General features: G+C 63.4%; 18 protein-coding genes and 1 tRNA gene. 4 read left to right on the forward strand and 15 right to left on the reverse strand.

All coding sequences use genetic code 11. The annotated features are described in order from the left end of the window. From EOA78_RS18085 to EOA78_RS18145, 13 genes are all read right to left on the reverse strand, one after another. Window positions 1-315, reverse strand: a complete 315-nt coding sequence (locus tag EOA78_RS18085; RefSeq protein WP_127316307.1) for a Dabb family protein — start codon at window positions 313-315, stop codon at window positions 1-3. Between the two features lie 10 nt (window positions 316-325). Next, window positions 326-1,954 (reverse strand): GMC family oxidoreductase N-terminal domain-containing protein, encoded by a 1,629-nt coding sequence (locus EOA78_RS18090; RefSeq protein ID WP_127316308.1) that lies wholly within the window; start codon window positions 1,952-1,954, stop codon window positions 326-328. Between the two features lie 12 nt (window positions 1,955-1,966). After that, window positions 1,967-2,728, reverse strand: a complete 762-nt coding sequence (locus tag EOA78_RS18095; protein ID WP_127316309.1) for a 3-ketoacyl-ACP reductase — start codon at window positions 2,726-2,728, stop codon at window positions 1,967-1,969. Further along, complete coding sequence (locus EOA78_RS18100; RefSeq protein WP_127316310.1) at window positions 2,725-4,239, reverse strand: GMC family oxidoreductase; 1,515 nt, start codon at window positions 4,237-4,239, stop codon at window positions 2,725-2,727. The genes EOA78_RS18095 and EOA78_RS18100 overlap by 4 nt, the downstream gene beginning before the upstream one ends. 6 nt (window positions 4,240-4,245) lie before the next feature. Next, window positions 4,246-5,361, reverse strand: a complete 1,116-nt coding sequence (locus tag EOA78_RS18105; RefSeq protein WP_127316311.1) for an ABC transporter ATP-binding protein — start codon at window positions 5,359-5,361, stop codon at window positions 4,246-4,248. A gap of 4 nt (window positions 5,362-5,365) precedes the next feature. Beyond that, entirely contained in the window at window positions 5,366-6,310 is a 945-nt protein-coding gene (locus EOA78_RS18110; protein ID WP_127316312.1) for a carbohydrate ABC transporter permease, read from the reverse strand. Next, window positions 6,307-7,263, reverse strand: a complete 957-nt coding sequence (locus EOA78_RS18115) for a sugar ABC transporter permease (protein ID WP_127316313.1) — start codon at window positions 7,261-7,263, stop codon at window positions 6,307-6,309. The genes EOA78_RS18110 and EOA78_RS18115 overlap by 4 nt, the downstream gene beginning before the upstream one ends. 177 nt (window positions 7,264-7,440) lie before the next feature. Next, the gene (locus EOA78_RS18120; RefSeq protein ID WP_127316314.1) at window positions 7,441-8,694 is read right to left on the reverse strand and encodes an ABC transporter substrate-binding protein; all 1,254 of its coding nucleotides are present in this window, start codon (window positions 8,692-8,694) and stop codon (window positions 7,441-7,443) included. Between the two features lie 59 nt (window positions 8,695-8,753). Beyond that, window positions 8,754-10,265 carry an aldehyde dehydrogenase family protein gene (locus EOA78_RS18125; RefSeq protein WP_127316315.1) on the reverse strand — a complete coding sequence of 504 codons (1,512 nt, stop codon included), beginning with the start codon at window positions 10,263-10,265 and terminating at the stop codon, window positions 8,754-8,756. 24 nt (window positions 10,266-10,289) lie between these two features. Further along, window positions 10,290-11,066: an enoyl-CoA hydratase/isomerase family protein gene (locus EOA78_RS18130; RefSeq protein WP_127316316.1), complete on the reverse strand. Its 777-nt coding sequence runs from the start codon at window positions 11,064-11,066 to the stop codon at window positions 10,290-10,292. After that, window positions 11,059-12,660, reverse strand: coding sequence for an acyl CoA:acetate/3-ketoacid CoA transferase (locus tag EOA78_RS18135; protein WP_127316317.1), 1,602 nt, complete (start codon window positions 12,658-12,660; stop codon window positions 11,059-11,061). Before EOA78_RS18135 ends, EOA78_RS18130 begins: the two co-directional genes overlap by 8 nt. After that, on the reverse strand, window positions 12,657-13,673 hold the full coding sequence (locus EOA78_RS18140; protein WP_127316318.1) for a Gfo/Idh/MocA family oxidoreductase: 1,017 nt from the start codon (window positions 13,671-13,673) through the stop codon (window positions 12,657-12,659). The genes EOA78_RS18135 and EOA78_RS18140 overlap by 4 nt, the downstream gene beginning before the upstream one ends. After that, the gene (locus tag EOA78_RS18145) at window positions 13,670-14,713 is read right to left on the reverse strand and encodes a LacI family DNA-binding transcriptional regulator (protein WP_127316319.1); all 1,044 of its coding nucleotides are present in this window, start codon (window positions 14,711-14,713) and stop codon (window positions 13,670-13,672) included. The genes EOA78_RS18140 and EOA78_RS18145 overlap by 4 nt, the downstream gene beginning before the upstream one ends. Before the next feature lie 238 nt (window positions 14,714-14,951). On the opposite strand from EOA78_RS18145, the gene EOA78_RS18150 reads away from it, so the two are divergent. Beyond that, window positions 14,952-16,106: a dihydrodipicolinate synthase family protein gene (locus tag EOA78_RS18150; protein ID WP_127316320.1), complete on the forward strand. Its 1,155-nt coding sequence runs from the start codon at window positions 14,952-14,954 to the stop codon at window positions 16,104-16,106. A gap of 144 nt (window positions 16,107-16,250) precedes the next feature. Continuing rightward, window positions 16,251-17,213 carry a GDP-L-fucose synthase gene (locus EOA78_RS18155; RefSeq protein WP_127316321.1) on the forward strand — a complete coding sequence of 321 codons (963 nt, stop codon included), beginning with the start codon at window positions 16,251-16,253 and terminating at the stop codon, window positions 17,211-17,213. 220 nt (window positions 17,214-17,433) lie between these two features. Here EOA78_RS18155 and EOA78_RS18160 read toward each other — a convergent pair. Next, window positions 17,434-17,508, reverse strand: a tRNA-Val gene (locus EOA78_RS18160). A 118-nt stretch (window positions 17,509-17,626) separates the two neighbouring features. Next, window positions 17,627-17,989, reverse strand: a complete 363-nt coding sequence (locus EOA78_RS18165; protein WP_006199474.1) for a response regulator — start codon at window positions 17,987-17,989, stop codon at window positions 17,627-17,629. Between the two features lie 162 nt (window positions 17,990-18,151). Here EOA78_RS18165 and EOA78_RS18170 point away from each other — a divergent pair, with 162 nt between their 5' ends. Together EOA78_RS18170 and EOA78_RS36015 are read left to right on the forward strand one after the other, a co-directional pair. Continuing rightward, window positions 18,152-19,093: an N-formylglutamate amidohydrolase gene (locus tag EOA78_RS18170; protein WP_127316322.1), complete on the forward strand. Its 942-nt coding sequence runs from the start codon at window positions 18,152-18,154 to the stop codon at window positions 19,091-19,093. Next, a complete protein-coding gene (locus EOA78_RS36015) occupies window positions 19,090-19,254 on the forward strand; it encodes a hypothetical protein (RefSeq protein WP_164783807.1) in 165 nt (54 codons plus the stop codon). Before EOA78_RS18170 ends, EOA78_RS36015 begins: the two co-directional genes overlap by 4 nt. The last annotated feature ends 67 nt before the right edge of the window (window positions 19,255-19,321 follow it).

The raw sequence follows: 19,321 nt of genomic DNA on the forward strand, positions 1-19,321 counted from the left end.
CTAAGCGCTTATGTCCAGATCGGACACCATCAGCCCATCCGTGCCGCCTTCAAGCGCCGCGACCAGCCGGGCGCCGGCTCGGCTGTGAGCCTCATGCATCAGATAGGCGTCGCATGCTGCGGCATCGCGGAAGTCGATGGTGAAGCCGTGCGTGAAGCCGCGCGCGAACGGTTCTGGGCTGGTGTTGGCATGAATTCGACCTTGCCCATGCCGTCGATCAGCCGTCGCAATGCTTCGAGAGCGGCATGGATCGCCTGCTCGCTGGTCGTCGGTGACGTCATTGCGGAATCGAGCGAAGACACAGTGCCTGATCATTCTTGCGATCTCATGCCGCTTGGTTGGTGGAAAACACGGCCGGCGGCAGCGGTTCGCGGCCAAGGATCAGATCGGCGCCTTTTTCGCCGACCATGATCGTCGGTGCATTGGTGTTGGAGGAGGGGATGCGCGGCATCACCGAGGCGTCGCAGACTCGCAGACCCTCGATGCCGCGCAGCCTGAGGTCGGGCGTTACCACGCTCATCGCGTCATGGCCCATGCGGCAGGTGCCGACAGGGTGGTGGTCGGTCTTGGAACTGCGGCAGGCATAGTCGAACAGCTCGTCGTCGCTGGTGAGTGTCGGTCCCGGCAGCACCTCGCGCAGCACGTAAGCGGCAAGCGCCTTCTGCCGCATGATCTCGCGCGCCAGCCTGAGCCCCTTGATCGACATGTCGCGATCGTGGGGATCAGCCCAGTAATTTGGATCGATCAGCGGGCTGTCGGCCGGGTTGGCACTGTTCAGCCGTACCGTGCCGCGTGAACGCGGGCGCAGGAAGGCCGAGTTCAGCGTCACGCCCGGATTGTTCAGTTTCTCGACGCCGGCCTCGATGCCGGAGCCGAGGCCGAGATGGAGCTGGATATCGGGCGAGGCGGCGGTCGGATCGGCGTACCAGAAGCCGCCGGTCTCGAACAGGCTGGAGGCAACCGGGCCCTTCTTGAGCAGCAGATATTGCAGGCCTGCCCACACGGTCCGGTGCAGCTTGGCGTAGTTGTCGTAGGTGTGGTCGCCGGTGCATTCGGCAATGACGAACAGGTCGAGATGATCCTGCAGGTTGGAACCGACACCGGGCAGATCATGCACCGGCGTCACGCCGACCGACTTCAGATGATCGGCCGGGCCGATGCCCGACTGCATCAGAAGCTTCGGCGAGCCGATGGCGCCGGACGAGACGATCACCTCGCGCTCGGCGCGCAGGATCGTCGGCTGACCGCCCGGCCTGTCGATGATCTCGACCCCGACGGCGCGGCCTTTGCCGATGACGATGCGCGTCACCAGCACATCGGTCCTGACGGTCAGGTTCTTGCGCTCGCGGATCGGCCTGAGATAGGCAACCGAGGCAGAGGAGCGCCTCGCGTCCTTCTGCGTCAATTGATAGTAGCCGACGCCTTCTTGGGCTACTCCGTTGAAGTCCGGATTGAAGGGAATGCCCATCTCCTGCCCGGCGCGGAAATAGGCCTCGCAGATCGGCAGCGGTGCAATCGGGTTCGACACGCCGAGCGGGCCCTGGTCGCCGTGATAATCATTGGCGTAGCGCTGGTTGTTCTCGGCCCGCTTGAAATAGGGCAGCACGTCGCGATAGCCCCAGCCGGCAAGGCCCTCTTCCTTTTCCCAGGCGTCGTAATCGCGGGCATTGCCGCGTGTATAGATCTGGGCGTTGATGGAGGAGCCGCCGCCGATCACCTTGGCCTGCGTGTACCGGAAGACGCGGTCCTTCATGTGCTTTTGCGGCACGGTCGACCAGCCCCAGGCGGCGATGCCCTTGGTCATCTTGGCGAAACCGGCCGGCATGTGGATCAGCGGGTGCCAGTCCTTGCCGCCGGCCTCGAGCAGCAGCACCTGATGCGACGGATCTTCGCTCAGACGGTTGGCGAGGACGCAACCGGCCGGCCCGGCGCCGACGATGATGTAGTCGGTCATGGCGTCACCTGTTCACAGCCTCGGCACCGACAGTGCGCCGTCGACATTGATGATCGAGCCGGTCGAAAAACCGAGCTTGCCGCCGGCGAGTGCCGCGACCGCGGCGCCGACATCGGCGGCTTCGCCCCAGCGCTTCGCCGGCACCAGCCCGCCGTCGATCAGCGCGTCGTATTTGGCGGTGACGCCTGATGTCATGTCGGTGCGGATGATGCCCGGCCGCACCTCGAACACGCCGATGTTTTCGGCGGCGAGCCGAAGCGCCAGGTTTTTTACCCACATCGAAAGTCCGGCCTTGGAGATGCAATAGTCGGCACGTTCGGGCGAGGCCATTTCGGCGCTGACCGAGGTGATGGTGATGATCGATCGGGGGTAATCACCCGGCGTTGCAAGCATCGCCCTGGCAACGGCCTGGCTGAGGAAGACGGTGCCGCGCAGATTGATGCCGAGAATCCTGTCGAAATTGTCCGGTTTCAGTTCCAGCAGGTCGCCGCGTATGACGGCGCCGATGCCGGCATTGTTGATCAGGCAATCGATGCGACCGAAGGCGCTTGTCGCGGCATCGACCAGCGCCGCATGGCTGTCGAGATCGGCGATGTCGCCGCAATGATAGGCGAATTTCGCGCCGTGGGCGGCAATGTCAGCGGCAAGCCCGTCACCGGCTTTTTCGGCAAGGTCCACGACAAGGATGTCGAAGCCCGCATCGGCCAGCGCCTCGGCGCAAGCAAGGCCGATGCCGCGCGCGCCGCCGGTGACGATGGCTGCCGGGCGGGTCATGCGACAAGCTCCGTCTTGCGGATGTGGTCGGCGACGCGCAGTGCTTGTGCTGCGATCGACAGCGCCGGATTGACCGCCGCCGAGTTCGGCAGGAAGCTAGCGTCGACGACAAACAGGTTCCGGTGGTCGAACGAGCGGCAGAACGGGTCGAGCGGCGAGGTCGCCGGATCGTCGCCCATCTTGACCGTTCCGCACTGATGCGACGGCGTGCGCTTGTCGAAAGGCCGCGACAGGACGATCGGATAGCCGCAGGCACGGAAATTCTCGCGCATCACCTTGGTCAGCCCGTCGAGCGACTGCATGTTTGAACGCCGCCACTGCATGACGATATCCTTGCCGTCGACCATGATGCGGCTTTCGGGATCGGGCAGGTCCTCGCACATCAGATACCAGTCGACGGCGTGGCCGGCCATGAAGTCCAGCGCGAATTTGGGTGCAAGCTTGACGTTGGCCCTCAGGATATAGCCGTCGATCTTGCCGAGAAGCTGGACGTTGCCGAGCGGCTTGCCGCCCTTCCCGTCGGACAGATAGTAGTCGTTGAGCATCAGCGTCTTCTGGTAGACGGACGTGTTCCTGCGGCGCGGATCGATCGCCAGCATGGCGCTCGAATTGTGGTTCATGAAGTTGCGGCCGACCTGGTCGGAACGGTTGGCGAGGCCGTTGCCCCCACCCTTGCTGCTGGGAGAGGGCGAGCGCAGCAGGATGACCGCCGAATTGACCGCGCCGGCCGAGAGGATGACCAGCTTCGGCGTCACTTTCTTGAGCGTGCCATTCTGGCGATAGTGAACGGCGGCAATCGTCCTGGCATCCGACGACGCTTCGAGATATTCGACATGGGCGCCGGTCTCGAGCCTGATGTTCCGGTCGGTAAGTGCCTCCGTCAGCGGCCCTGTTTGGGCATCGACCTTGCCGGTCCCGGTGTTGGGAAACGCGTCCCAGCCTGTCTGGCCGTCCTTTAGCCAGGCATCGATATCGACGCCGAGCGGCAGCGATGCCGGATGCAGGCCGAGGCCCTTGAGTTCGGCGCGGGCGCGGGCGATGGGCGGCTCATCCGGCACCGGCCCGAACGCATAGGGGATGGAGTGGAACGGCTCGGTCGGGTCTTCGCCGAGTGCGCCGCGCACGCGAAAAAGCTGCTCGGCCCTGGAATACCACGGCTCGAAGTGCTCATAGGAGAACGGCCAGGCCGGCGAGATGCCGCCATAGTGCTCCATGGCGGAAAAATCTTGCCTGCGGTAGCGGATCAGCACCGCGCCATAGAATTTCGAATTGCCGCCGACATAGTAGTAGTTGCCGGGGTTGAACGCAGCACCCCCGGCCTCGCGCCACATTTCCTTCGGCCGGTAGTGGCCGTCGACGAAGATGGCGCGTGTGTCGCGCGTGTGCGGGGTCGTCGGCAGCTTCTCGCCGCGCTCCAGCATCAGGATCGAGGCGCCGCTGCCGGCAAGGCCGGAAGCGGTCGTGGCGCCGCCGATGCCGGAGCCGATGATGACGATGTCCGGGTTTGTCATGGGCTGTCAGAGGATACGGTTCTCGGTCGCCGGATCGAAGAACACCGCCTTGGTCAGGTTGAAGGCGAGCGGCGTGCTGGTGCCCGGCTGGATGTTGGCGTCGGCGCGCAGACGCGCCACCACAGCCTTGCCTCCCAGGTTGGTGACGGCGAAAGTGTCGGAGCCGGCCGGTTCCACGACCTCGATGTGACAGTCGGCGGTGGCGATGTTCGATGCGTTGCGTTCGGCCCCTTCGGGATCGGTCAGCGCCTCGGGGCGAACGCCGAAGATGATCGGCCTGTCGTGGAATGCCGACAGACCCGTCGGCGCATCGGCCAGCGGCAGCGAGATCGGCTCGCGCGCCTCGCGCTGCAGCACCACGGACAACGCATTGCCATTGCCGCCGATCGTCGCCGGGATCAGGTTCATGGCCGGTGAGCCCATGAAGTCGGCAACGAACAGATTGGCCGGGTTGTTGTAGATTTCGGCAGGCGTGCCGAACTGCTGCACCTCGCCGTCGCGCATCACCGCGATCTTGGTGGCCAGCGTCATCGCCTCGATCTGGTCGTGAGTGACGTAGACGATCGTGGTGCCGGTGGTTGCATGCAGGCGCTTGATTTCGATGCGCATATCGACGCGCAGCTTGGCGTCGAGATTGGAGAGCGGCTCGTCGAAGAGAAAGAGCTTGGGGTCGCGCACCAGCGCCCGGCCCATGGCTACGCGCTGGCGCTGGCCGCCGGAAAGCTGGCTCGGCTTGCGCTGCAAGAGGTGGCCGATCTGCAGCACTTTCGCCACCTTGTCGATCGCCTTCTGGCGCTCCTGAGCCGGCACGCCGCGCATCTCCATGCCGAAGGCAATGTTTCCCGCGACCGTCATGTTTGGATAGAGCGCGTAGCTCTGGAACACCATGGCGATGTCGCGCTTCGAGGGGTGGAGATCGTTGATCGTCCGTCCGTCGACACGGATTTCGCCTTCGGTGATGGTTTCCAGGCCGGCGATGGTGTTGAGCAAGGTCGACTTGCCGCAGCCGGACGGGCCGACCAGCACGAGGAAGCCACCCTTTTCGAGATCGAGGTCGATGCCCTTCAGGATCTCGACCGATCCGAACCGCTTCCTCAGCCCATCAATTTCGAGAAAAGCCATGCGATTATCCTTTGACGGCACCGGCCATCAGGCCGCGCACGAAATAGCGGCCAGCGACCACATAGACGAGAAGGGTCGGCAATGCGGCGATCATCGCCGCCGCCATGTTGACGTTGTATTCGACGACGCCGGTCGAGGTGTTGACGACGTTGTTCAGCGCCACGGTCATCGGCATCGCGTCGCCGGTGCCGGCATAGGCCGAGGCGAACAGGAAGTCGTTCCAGATGTTGGTGAACTGGTAGATGACGGTGACGACGAATATCGGCATCGAATTCGGCAGCATGATGCGCCGGAAAATCTGGAAGAAGCTGGCGCCGTCGACCTGTGCCGCCTTGACCAGTTCGGTCGGGAACGCCTCGTAATAGTTGCGGAAGAACAAGGTGGTGAAGCCAAGCCCATAGACGACGTGGACAAAGACCAGGTTGACCGTCGGATTGCCCAAGCCGAATGAAAATCCCGTCGCGTTTCGCAGCGTCACGCCGAAACGGCCGAGGCTGCCGAGGATCGTCGCCATCGGCAACAGCACCGACTGGAACGGAATGAAGCAGGCAAACAACATCAGCCCGAAAACCAGTGTGTGGCCGCGGAAGCGCCATTTGGTCAGGACATAGCCGTTGAGCGCGCCGAGCAGCGTCGAGATCAGCACCGCCGGAACCACCATTTTGATGGAATTCCAGAAATAGCCATTGATGCCGGCGCAGGTCAGGCCGACGCAGGTTTCGCCCCACGCCTTCAGCCATGGTTCGAAGGTCGGCGCCTGCGGCAGCGCCAGCATGTTGCCGTTCTGGATCTCGTCCATGGTCTTGAACGAGGTCACCAGCATGACGAACAGCGGCATCAGGTAGAACAGCGCGAACAGCGCCAGGAGCCCGTAGATGACGATGCGGTTGATGGTCCTGGCGCCGATGCCGCCAGTGCTCTGGCGAGCGGGCGTGGCAATGACGCTCATCGCGGCCGCTCCCTGAGCTCGGAATAAAGATAAGGCACGATGATCGCGGTGATGGTCATCAGCATGATCACGGCGCTGGCCGAGCCGACCGCCATTTCGTTGCGCTTGAACGTGTACTCGTACATGAAGTTCGAGGGCAGCCAGGCCGAGCCGCCCGGCCCGCCGCTGGTCAGCGCGACCACCAGATCGTAGGACTTGATAGCGAGGTGGGCGAGCACGATGAAGGCCGAAAGGAACACCGGCCGCAGCAGCGGGATGACGATGCGGCGATGGAGCTGGAAGGTAGTGGCGCCGTCGATCTGCGCCGCCTTCATGATCTCGCCGTCGATGCCGCGCAGGCCGGCCAGGAACATCGCCATGACGAAGCCTGAGGCCTGCCAGACGCCGGCGATCACCACGGTGTAGATGACGAAATCCTTGTTCTTGATCCAGTCGAAATGGAAGCTCGTCCAGCCCCATTGATGCAGCGTCTGCTCAAGCCCGAGGCCGGGATCGAGGAACCATTTCCAGGCGACGCCGGTGACGATGAAGGACAGCGCCATCGGGTAGAGATAGATCGGCCGCAACACGCCTTCGCCGCGGATCTTCTGGTCGAGCAGTATCGCCAGGAACAGGCCGAGCGCCAGGCAGATGAAGATGTAGAGAAATCCGAAAATGCCCATATTGGTGATCGACGTGTACCAGCTCGACGGCGGGTCGCTCTCGAAGGTCCAGCGCCACAGCCTCTGATAGGCACGCGGCCCGGTCAGCGCATAGGATGGGAAGGTCTTGGAGTTGGTGAAGGACAGATAGACCGTCCACAGGATGAAGCCGTAGACGAAGACGATGGTGATCGCAAAGCTTGGCGCCAGTACGATCTTCGGCAGCGCGTCCTGCAGGCGCGAACGCATGGAGGCACCCGGACGCGCATTGTGCTCCGGCGTCAGCTTGATCTGGGTCGCGACCGTAGTCATGGGCTCCTCCCTCTCGGGTCCCTTCACCGCCAGGCGGGGAAGGATAGCCCCGTCCAGGCGGGGCGTGTTGGTTGATCCCCGGCGCCAGGTGATAAGCATTCCGACGCGAGGCCGATCATCCTGGCTTGGTTGAACCTTCCCCACCGGGAGCGGGGAAGGTCCTTCCACGCCTGGTTCCTACTTGGCGTCTTCGATCGCACTGACCAGTTGGGTCACGGCCTCGTCCGAGGTCTTGATCTGGCCGTGGACGAACTTCGAGACGACGTCCTTGTAGGCATTGGCGACCGCCGGCGGCGCGCCGTAGCCTTGCGCCAGCGAACCGAACAGCGTGCCGCCTTCGTTGGCGGCCTTCAGGTCGGCCATGCCCTTCTTGCCGCAAGCGTCGAAGTCGGTGTCAGGCACGTCGGTGCGGGCCGGGACCGAGCCTTTGACGACGTTGAAGGCCGACTGGAAGCTCTTCGACAAGGTGGCGGTGGCCAAGGCGGCCTGGGCGGCCTTACGGTCCTCCGGAACGTCGAACATGCCGAACATGTCGGAGTTGTAGACCACGCTGCCGTCGGTGCCCGGGAAGCGGTAGCACAGGAAGTCGGTGCCCGGGGTCTTCTTGGCGGCGTTGAATTCGCCCTTGGCCCAGTCGCCCATGACCTGCACCAACGCATCGCCCTTGATGACCATGGCGGTGGCGAGATTCCAGTCGCGGCCGGAGAAGTTCGGGTCGACATAGGTGACGAGCTTGGCGAGGTTGTCGAACGACTTCTTCATCGTGTCGGACTTCAGCTGCTCCTCGTCGAGGTCGTTGAAGGCCTTCTTGTAGAACTCAGGTCCGCCGGTCGACAACACCACCGAGTCGAACATGGTGGCTTCCTGCCAGTTCTGGCCGCCGAGCGCGAGCGGAATGACGCCCGCCGCCTTGGCCTTGTCGAGCAGCGCGATGAAATCATCGAAGGTCTTGGGCTCGGTGCCGCCGATCTTGTCCATCACCGCCTTGTTGATCCACAGCCAGTTGACCGAGTGGACGTTGACCGGAGCCGCGACCCACTTGCCGTCATAGACCGAGAATTTCTGCAGGGCGGCCGGAACGGACTTGTCCCAGCCTTCCTTTACCGCCGTCTCGGTCAGGTCGCCCATCACGCCGGCCGCGGCATAATCGAGCACGGTATAGCCGAGCATCTGGGAGGCAGTCGGGTAGTTGCCGGCTGCGACCATCGCCTTCAGCGCGGTCATGGCGGCGTCGCCGCCGCCGCCGGCCACGGGCACGTCCTTCCAGGCAAAACCTTGCTTGGCCAGATCCTGCTTGAGCACGTTCAAGGCAGCCGCTTCGCCGCCAGACGTCCACCAATGCAGCATCTCGACTTCCTTGACGTCCTGGGCATGAGCCGCGAACGCAAGACCCGAGCCGAGAGCCGTTCCGATAAGCAATTTGCGCAACATGTACTTCCTCCCTTGTTGCAGCTACACGACCGGCGATTGTCCGCCGGGTTCTTCCCAACTCAGCCGACCCACCACCCGGTGCGCTGGCCGCGATGAAACTGGATCGTCTTTTCCTCGGTATAGTCCTCGGCGGCGCGCTTGCCGAGTTCGCGTCCGAGACCGGACTGCTTGTAGCCTCCGAAAGGCAGCTCGGGATAACCCTCCATGAACGTGTTCACCCAAACGGTTCCCGAACGCACATTCCGCGCCACCGACATGCAGGTGTCGATGCTGGCGCTCCACACGCCCGCCGATAGACCATAGGGCGTGTTGTTGGCGATGCGCAACGCCTCTTCAATCGATTCAAATGTCAGCACCGACAGCACCGGTCCGAACACTTCTTCACGCGCAATGGCCATGTCTTCGGTGACGCCGCGGATGATGGTCGGGTCGAGATACTGACCGGCACTGGAGGCGATCTGCTTGCCGCCGCTATAGACGCTGCAGCCGTCGGTTGCCGCCGCCGCCACGTAGCCGGTGACCTTGGAAAGGTGCTCGGAAGAGATCATCGCGCCGACCCTGGTGCTGTCGTCGAGCGGATCGCCGACGATGACCCTTGCCGTGAGCGCCTTGACCGAGCCGAGGAAGTCGTCGGCGATCGCCTCATGGACGATCAGCCGGCTGCCGGCGTTGCAGCATTCGCCGGCGTTGAAAAAGCCGCCGAACACCGCCGCATCGGCCGCCGCTTCGAGGTCGGCGTCTGGAAAGACGATCTGGCCGTTCTTACCGCCGAGCTCCATCGAGACCTTCTTCAGCGAGTTCGCAGCCGAAGCCATGGTCATCTTGCCGACCCGGGTGGAGCCGGTGAACGACACCATCTCGACCAGCGGATGGCTGGCCATCGGCGCGCCGACATCGGCGCCCAGCCCAGCGAGGATGTTGACTACGCCATCCGGCAAGCCGGCCTGCATCAGGATTTCGCCGAGCACGAAGGTCGAGGCCGAGGTCATCTCGCTCGGCTTGACCACCGCCGTGCAGCCGGCGGCGAGCGCGAACGGCAGTTTCTGGCTGACGATGAGGAATGGAAAATTCCACGGTGTGATGATCGAGACGACGCCGATCGGTTCGCGCAGCACGACGCCCAACATGGCGTCGCCGAGATTGGCGTAGGTTTCGCCATGGAGCGTGCGGGCAAGCGCCGCGGCATAGCGCCAGATGTCGACGGGGCCGCCGATCTCGCCGCGCGCCTGGGCGATCGGCTTGCCGGATTCCAGCGCGTCGAGCCGGGCGATGTCCTCGAGCCGCGCCTCGATCAGGTCCGCCGCCTTGAGCAGGATCGCGGCGCGCTCGCCGGCCTTCATGCGCGGCCAGGGGCCGGTCTCGAAAGCCTTGTGCGCGGCGGTCACCGCCGCCTCGACTTCCGCTTCGCCGGCTTGCGCATAGCGCGAAACGGTGAAGCCATGGCCGGGGCTAATGCGCTCCAGCGTCCGGCCGTCGCGGGCATCGACAAACTTGCCGTCGATCAGCAGCCGGTAGGTCTTGGGCGCCGCGGATGCCTCGGCGGGCATGGCGATGGTGAGGGGCGAGTTCATATGAGTTCCAGGTTCCGCATGCATTTAGGATCTTGAAAACGCTGGTTTCCGTTTGGTCTTGAAAGCGTCGACACCAGCCTTGAGGTCGCTGGTCAGCGCGATGAAGCCGCTGGCCAGCGCCTCTGTCGCGGCAGCACTTTCCTCGCCCTCGGCGACCGCGATCATCAACTTGGCGGCCTCGGTTGCCAGCGGGCCGCGCTCGGCGATCTTGCCGGCCCAGGCCCTGGCCTCGGTGAATGCGTTGCCTGTTTCGGCCACCCGGTCGACGATGCCCAGAGCGAGTGCTTCGGCCGCCTTGAAAACTTCGCCGCCGATTGCCATGCGCCGCACCGTCTGCGCACCGAAGCGGCGCACCGCGCGCTGCGTGCCGGACCAGCCGGGCACCACGCCGATCGAGGTTTCCGGAAAACCTAATTTCACCTGCGTCTCGGCGACGCGGAAGTCGCAGGCGACCGCCAATTCCAGCCCGCCACCAAGCGCATGGCCGGACAGAACGGCGATCGTCGGTTGCCGCAGCCGCGCCAGCCGGTCGAAAACGCGTTGGCCGTAGCGCACCCATTGCACCTGGAAATCGGCGGCACTCATTTGCGACCACGCTTCGACATCGCCACCCGAACAAAAGCCCTTGCCTTCGCCGCACAGCAGCACGACGCGGACACCGTCCGCGGCCTCGGCCGCATCGAGCGCGGCATCCAGCGCGCGCAGCATCGGGATGTCGAGCGCATTGAATTTCTCCGGCCGGCGCAGTGTGATGATGCCGAGATCGCCGTCGGTTTCAAAGGTGACGAGACGCTCAGCCATGCGTGCCTCCAAGGGAGGCGCGGCCATTGAGCGACAGTCCGATCGGCCGGTCACGATAGAGCGCGTCCGGTGTCACTTTCAGGTCGTTGGCGACACCGAGCGGGATCTCGGCCTGCGCCAGCACGTCGCGCTGAAGGTCGATGCCGGGTGCCAGCTCAGTCACCATCAGCCCATCCGGCGTCAGCTTCATGACGCAGCGTTCGGTGATATAGGTGATGTCCTGCCCTTGCGCGACGGCGCGCTTGCCCGAGAAGGAGATGTGCTCGACCTCGCCGACGACCTTCTTGACCTTGCCTTCCCCGTCGATACGGATGCCGCCATCGGCCAGCGACAGCTTGGCGCCGGCATTAAAGAAGCCGGAAAACACGATCTTCTTCGCCCGCGCGGTGATATCGACGAAGCCGCCGGCGCCGGCGGTGACGTGCGGCCTCGCCGAAAGCTTCGACACGTTGACCGAGCCGTGGCGGTCGATCTGCAGGAATGACAACAGCGACGCGTCGAAACCGCCGGCCTGGAAGTAGATGAACTGGTGTGGCGAAGGCATGAAGGCGTCGGCGTTCGACGAGCAGCCGAACTTGAAGTCGAGCAGCGGCACGCCACCGACCGCGCCCTGTTCTATCACCCAGGTGACCTTGCCGTGCTGGCCTTCCTCGAGAAGGATGCGCGGCACATTGGCCGAGATGCCGAAGCCGATGTTGACCGCCATGCCGTCGGCAAGCTCCATGGCGACGCGGCGGGCAATGACTTTCTGGACATTCATTTCGGCGTTGCGGAAGCTTGACAGCGGTCGGAAGATCTCGCCCGAGATGGCCGGGTCGTAGGGTGTCAATGTCGTCTGCAACTGATCGGCCGCGACCACGATGTGGTCGACCAGCACACCGGGAACCCGCACGTCATGCGGCTTCAGCGTGCCGTTCTCGACGACACGCTTGACCTGCGCGATGACGATGCCGCCATTGTTGCGGGCGGCGAGCGCCTGTTCCAGCCCGCCGAGATAGGCGCCCTCATGCTCATAGGTGAGGTTGCCGCGCTCATCGGCCGTCGTCGCCCGGATGATTGAGACGTCAGGCACGATCGAACGGAAATAGAGCCATTCCTCGCCGTCGAACTGCTGCACCGAAACGATCGGCTCGCTGGCGGCCGCATTCATGGCGCAGCCCTGGTGACGCGGGTCGGCGAACGTGTCGAGGCCGACCTTGGTCAGCACGCCGGGGCGCTTGGCGGCGGCCTCGCGATGCATGTCGAACAATATGCCGGATGGCACGTTATAGGCGGCGACCGAATTGTCGCCGATCATCTTCCAGATCTGCGGCGGCTCCGAAGATGACGGGCCGGACGGATAGGAGCCGCACAGCGTGCGCTTCAACAGGCCGGGCTTGGCCAGATGGTCGATACCCCTAATGCCGTACATGTCGCCGGCCGCGATCGGATGCAGTGTCGTGATGTTCTTCGGATGGCCTTCCGCGTCGAAGCGCTCGCCGATTGCGGCGAGGACCGCATCCGGGCAGCCGAGACCGCTCGACGACGACACGGAAACGACCATGCCGTCCCTGATCAGGCTGGCGGCTTGCGCTGCGGAAACGAGCTTGCTCACCCTGCTCCCCCGAGTTTCGGATCGATCGCGACTGATTTGCCGGACTTGGCGGATTGCAACGCCGCTTCGGCAGATGTCAGCGACCAGACGCCGTCCTCGCCAGTGGCCGACGGCTGGCCTTCGCCACGGATCGCCGCATGGAACTGGCGCAAAGACCTGACATAGAGATCTTCGCGGTCGAAGCTCAATTCTTCCTCGCCCTGTGACGTGCGCAGCAGCACAGAGCCGATCGGCTTCTGCGTCATCACATCTTTCGCGATCAGGGAGCCTTCGCTGCCATGCACCTCGAAGCCGGTGCCGGCGAATTTGGTAGTGAAACCCTCATGTGACTGGGCGATGACGCCCGACCTGTAGCGCCAGATGCACATGGCGCCATCTTCCAGGCCGCCGCCGGCCATGCCCGCGGCCTGCGTGAACGCCGAAACCTCGAGCGGATCGTCGCCGAGCACGAAGCGCAGCGTATCGGCATCGTGCACGGTGATGTCGAGCACCACACCGCCGCCGGCTTCCGGCCTGGTGATGCGCCAGCCCTGCAGATTCTCGGGCAGATAGACGGAGTGAAAGACACGCGCGGCAATCGGTCTGCCGATGCGGCCGGCGGCAATGCTTTCGCGCATCGCCCGGTGCGAGCCGGCATTGCGCAAATGATGGTTGGTGCCGAGCACGATGCCGGCCGCCTTGGCGGCGGCGACCATTGCGCGCGCATCGGCGCTGGTCAGCGCCAGCGGCTTTTCGCACAACACATGTTTTCCCGCCCTGATGGCGGATAGTGTCTGTTCGAGATGCAATTCGTTGGTGGTCGAGATGTAGACGGCATAGATGTCGGAGCCGAGCAATTCATCGAGCTTCGAGACGGCGAGCGGAATGCCGTTCTCCTTGGCATAGGCCGTAGCTCGCTCCGGGCTGGAACTCATCACCGCCGCGATCTCGCTGTTCGGTTGCGCGCGGATGGCGTTGATAACGAATTGCCGAGCGATCGTGCTCGCGCCGATCAGTCCCCATTTGACCGTCATGCCGCGTCTCCCATTCCCGCACGGCGATCGGGACCGCAACTGTCCCTGACGACGAGGTTGACGGCGCCGATATGATCCTCGGCGCGCGTGGTGCGCGACTGGATCATCTTCAGCATGACATGGGCGGCGCGCTCGCCGAGCCCTGCCGAATCCACCGCGACGCTGGTCAGCGCCGGCATGTAATGCTGAGCTTCGATGACGTCGTCGAAGCCGACGACGGCGAAATCCGCGCCGGGCTCGAGGCCGCGCTTGCGCAGCGCCAGCATGACGCCGAAGGCGACCGCATCGTTGAAGCACAGCGCCGCGGTCGGCGGCTCGGCCATGGCGAGGGCTGTTTCCAGGCAGGCAATGCCGCCCTTGCGGCTGGTTTCGCCTTCAACGACCAGTGTATCGCGCTTGGCGATGCCGAGCGCCTCGCAGGCCTCGCGAAATCCGCCCAGCCGCTCATGATAGACCACCAGGTCCGATGAGCCGCCGAAGAACGCCAGCCGGCGATGCCCTTTGCCGATCAGATGGGCGGTGGCGAGCCAGGCGCCGCGATGATTGTCGGGCGCGATCACCGGGATGCGGCTTTCGGGAAGGCGGCGCATGGTGAAGACGATCGGAAGGCCCGCCATCTCGATGCGACGGAACGCACCGGGCGCCGTGCCGCGCGCCGGCGACACGATCAGCCCGGCGACACCTTGCTCCATCAGCGATTTAAGCACTTCTTCCTGGCGCACCGGATTCTCCGCCGTGTTGGCGATGAACGGCACGATGCCCGCCGACTGGAAGACGCGCTCCATGCCGACCGCCATTTCAGCGAAAAACGGGTTGGTGAGATCGTTGATGACCATGCCGATGACATTGGAATGGGCCTTGCGCAGATTGGCGGCACCGCGGTTGTAGACATAGCCGACATCCTCGATCGCCTTACGGACCCTCAGCGCGGTTTCAGGCCGGATAAGATCGCTGCCCTGCAGCACCAGCGACACCGTCGATTTGGACACGCCCGCCTCACGGGCAATGTCGAGTATCGTCGCCTTGGGCCTGCCGGCCATCCAAATCCGTCCTCCCGGTAATTTCTGGTCAGATTATTGGAACGTTCTAATTCTTGGCTGGATTTGAGTCAATCAGGATTTTTCCCCAATCTAGAAAACGGGTACTGAGCGACTAAACGTGGTGCGCTTAAAGGAGTTTGTCGCGGCGATGCAGCATTTCGGCGGCATGGGCTGAGAATAACAAAGGTTCTTGATTTATTGGAACGTTCCATTTATAGCGCGACCAAGGGAGAGATCGATGGACATCACCTTGCCCGGGGAGGGCGGTCGCAGCACTCGCTACCGCCTTGTCGGCCAGCCGGCACAGCCGGTGATCGGCGCGCGGTTTTCGCGCATCGCCTATGCCGCCGCCCATGTCGTCGCCGACCCCCTCGCGATGACCGATCCGTGGTCTCATCCAGCGGTCGACTGGGAGCGCACGATGGCGTTCCGCCGTCATCTCTGGCGGCTCGGCTTTCGTATCGCCGAGGCGATGGATACTTCGCAGCGCGGCATGGGTTTCGACTGGACAAACGCCAGGGAATTGATCCGCCGCTCGATCGCCGAGGCGCGAACCATCGAGGGCGCCGATCTCGCCTCAGGTGCCGGAACAGACCATCTGGCGGCAGGCGCCGCCAGGACGCTCGACGATGTCATCGCGGCCTATCAAGAGCAGTTCGGTTTCATCGAAGGCCTGGGCGGCAAGGCGATCATGATGGCCAGCCGCGCGCTGGCGGCTGTCGCCAAGGGTCCCGACGATTATATCAGCGTCTATGACCGCATCCTGTCTCAGGCGTCCGGCAAGGTCATCCTGCACTGGCTGGGCGACATGTTCGATCCGGCGCTGAAGGCTTATTGGGGCAGCCCTGATTTCGACACCGCGCTCGACACGGTGATCGCCGTCATCGAAAGCCATGCCGGCAAGGTCGAGGGGATCAAGATATCGCTGCTCGATGCCGGCAAAGAGGGTGCCCTGCGCAACCGGCTGCCTGAAGGGGTCGTCATGTTCACCGGCGACGATTTCAACTACCCCGAGCTGATCGCTGGCGATGGCGAAAGACATTCGCACGCGCTGCTCGGGATTTTCGACGCCATCGCGCCGGTCGCCAATGCCGCGCTGGCGAAACTGGCCGACGGCGACCGCGCCGGCTATGACGCGCTGATGGCGGCGACGGTCCCTCTGTCGAGGAAAATCTTCGAGGCGCCGACCGAGTACTACAAGGCCGGTATCGTCTTTATGGCGTGGCTGAACGGCCACCAGGACCATTTTTCGATGGTCGGCGGCATGCAATCGGCGCGCGGCATTTGCCACTACGCCGATGTGTTCCGTCTTGCCGACCAGGCCGGGTTGCTGGCCGACCCGGAGCTTGCCGTCGCAAGAATGAAGAGCCTGTGCGCCGTGGCGGGTGTCTGACCGCCATACCACAAGAAGAGTTCGTCCAAATCTCCGATTTGCCTTGTCCGGGCAAATCTGTATGCGGTATGCGTCCGAGTGCAGGACCATCCGGCGCGCGACGCCCCGTTGGTCACAGCAGCCGTTCTGCATAGGGATACGCCAATGGATTTCGACCTTCAGGGCAAGCGCATTTTCGTGGCCGGGCATCGCGGCATGGTCGGCTCGGCCATCCTGCGCAGGCTGGCGGACGAGGACTGCGAGGTCCTGATCGCATCCCGCGATGAACTCGACCTCATGGACCAGGCCGGCGTGCGGCGCTGGATGGCTGGCCACAGGCCGGATGCGGTGGTGATGGCAGCGGCCAAGGTCGGCGGTATCCTGGCAAACAACAGGTTGCCGGTCGATTTTCTGCAGGACAATCTGATCATGCAGACCAATGTCATCGAGAGCGCCTTTCGCAACGAGGTGCAGAAATTACTGTTCCTCGGTTCGTCCTGCATCTATCCGAAATTTGCGGCGCAGCCGATCTCCGAGGGCGCCTTGCTGACCGGTCCGCTGGAACCCACCAACGAATGGTATGCGATCGCCAAGATCGCCGGGCTGAAGCTGTGCCAGGCCTATCGGCGCCAATATGGTGTCGAGTACATCTCGGCGATGCCAACCAACCTCTATGGCCCCGGCGACAATTTCGATCTGTCCACCAGCCATGTCGTACCAGCCCTGATGCGCAAGGCGCACAAGGCCAAGCGCGCCGGCGACAAAACCTTGGAGGTCTGGGGATCGGGCACGCCGATGCGCGAGTTCCTGCATGTCGACGACGCCGCCGACGCTCTGGTCTGGCTGCTGAAAAACTATTCCGGCGACAGCCACGTCAATGTCGGCTCGGGCGAAGACATCACCATCGCCGAGCTGGCCCGCACGATGCTGTCCGTCGTCGGCGCCGAGGCGGTGCTCACATTCGATGCGACGAAGCCGGACGGCACACCGCGCAAGCTGATGGATGTGTCGCGCCTGTTTGCCACGGGCTGGCGCCCGCGATACTCGCTTCGCAGCGGATTGGAGCAGACCTATGCCTGGTTTCTCCGGCACATCGAGAAGGGCGATCTCCGCCTCGGCGCGGCCTGATCTCAATCGAGCTGGTTGCTGCTACCAGACATGACGGTTTGGGCGGCCGTCTCTTGGCCATGGCCAATGCAAAATCGCTCGCCGAAGCATTGGCTGGGCAACAAAATCAAGGCGTCCGATTTTGGCATCCTCGAAAATGCGGCATTCACGACCGCCCAGCCTGGAAGCGCCCGCAAGACGAGGAAATCCACGGGGCACGAGAGACGGTGGATTGTCTGGATGGTGGGCGTGACAGGGATTGAACCTGTGACCCCTGCAATGTCAATGCAGTGCTCTCCCGCTGAGCTACACGCCCATCCGAAGCCGCGCATACACCATTTTTGCCACGGCGCGTCAATAGGAGGAAAAGGGAAAGAACGGTTCGCCTTGCCGCGCCGTTGGAGACGCGCCGAAAGCCGGCAGCGGAAAGCGCGTCAGGCCGCCTGCAGCATCTTTTCGACCTCGTTGACGAGGTCGCGCAGATGGAATGGCTTCGACAGCACCTTGGCGTCTTTCGGCGCCTTGGAATCAGGATTGAGCGCAACGGCGGCGAAGCCGGTGATAAACATGACCTTGAGGTCGGGATCGATCTCGGTGGCGCGGCGGGCGAGTTCTATGCCGTCCATCTCCGGCATGACGATGTCGGTCAAGAGCAGCGAAAAAGGCTCTTCGCGCAACCGCTCATAAGCGCTGGCGCCATTGTCGAAATCGCTGACCTGATAGCCGGCACGCTCCAGCGCCTTGACGAGGAACCGGCGCATGTCATCATCGTCTTCCGCCAGTAGAATGCGTGCCATCTTATCCCGTCCGAATCACCCGTCCGAGGCTGCCGTGGGACAGCCCGTTAACCATCCTGTATATGAGGAGGTGACGGTAAACATCAAGTGAACGTTAAAGGGCCCGATCCGCATTTAACAAAGCGGTCCGGACGCCGAAACGCTGGACATGCGGCCGGCGAGGTGGCACCTTCCCACCATGATGCATTGGTGTTTCCGGGTTCGTTCAAATTGAAAACGGCAGCCGAGGATTTTTCGGTCGTTCCCCCCTTCGAAATCCGGTCGGGCGCCGAACAGCGCGTCCCCTTCCTCTTCAACTCGCCGCATAGTGGCCGTCACTATCCGGACCGGTTCCTGGCGATGGCAAGGCTGGACCGAAACGCCATCCGCCGCTCCGAAGATTGCTATGTCGACGAATTGTTCGGTGGCGCCGTTGCCCTCGGCGCGCCGATGCTGGCGGCAAACTTCCCGCGCGCCTATCTTGACGTCAACCGGGAACCCTGGGAACTCGATCCGCGCATGTTCGCCGAACCCGTGCCGTCCTTCTGCAACATCCGCTCGGCGCGCGTGGCTGGCGGGCTTGGCACTGTGCCCAAGCTGGTGGGAGAAGGGCTCGACATCTATGCCGGCCGCCTGCCGCTGGCGGAAGCCGTCGCGCGTATCGAGGCCGTCTACAAGCCTTATCACGAGACGCTGAAACGGCTTTTGACCAGGACCCATGCGCGGTTCGGCTTTGCCGTGCTGATCGATTGCCACTCGATGCCGGCGAGCATCAGGGTCGGCGACAGCGGTGTCAGGCCCGACTTCATCGTCGGCGACCGTTTCGGCATGTCCGCCTCGGCAGCGTTGACCGAGACGGCGATCGGCCTGCTGATCGGCATGGGCTACACCGTCGCCCATAACAAGCCTTACGCCGGAGGCTTCATCACCGAGCACTATGGCCGCCCCGTCCGCCATCTCCATGCACTGCAGATCGAGGTCAATCGCGGGCTTTACATGAACGAGCGGACGTTCCAGAAATCCGCCGGCTTCGATGCACTCGCCGACGATCTGGCACAATTCTCGGCCGACCTGATGGCGATGCCCGATCACGATTTTATCGATTTGCCGCTTGCCGCCGAATGATGCCAAAAATCGGAATCGATTTTTACATGGGAATTCTGGGCCAAATAACAGGTCTTGCGCCAGATAAAGGCGTCGGCGTGCGGGTCGGAATGGCGCGCGATCCGCTGGATGCCGCGCCGAAAAAAAGACCGCATCGTTCGCACGACACGGTCGAAGTCTAGGGAGGAAACGCCCAAGGAGGGCATGGACAGGAAAGCCTGTCCGAGAACAAATCTATTGTGCGATGCA

Origin of the sequence: Mesorhizobium sp. M5C.F.Cr.IN.023.01.1.1 (assembly GCF_003997585.1) — a bacterium.
Classification (GTDB): domain Bacteria; phylum Pseudomonadota; class Alphaproteobacteria; order Rhizobiales; family Rhizobiaceae; genus Mesorhizobium; species Mesorhizobium wenxiniae.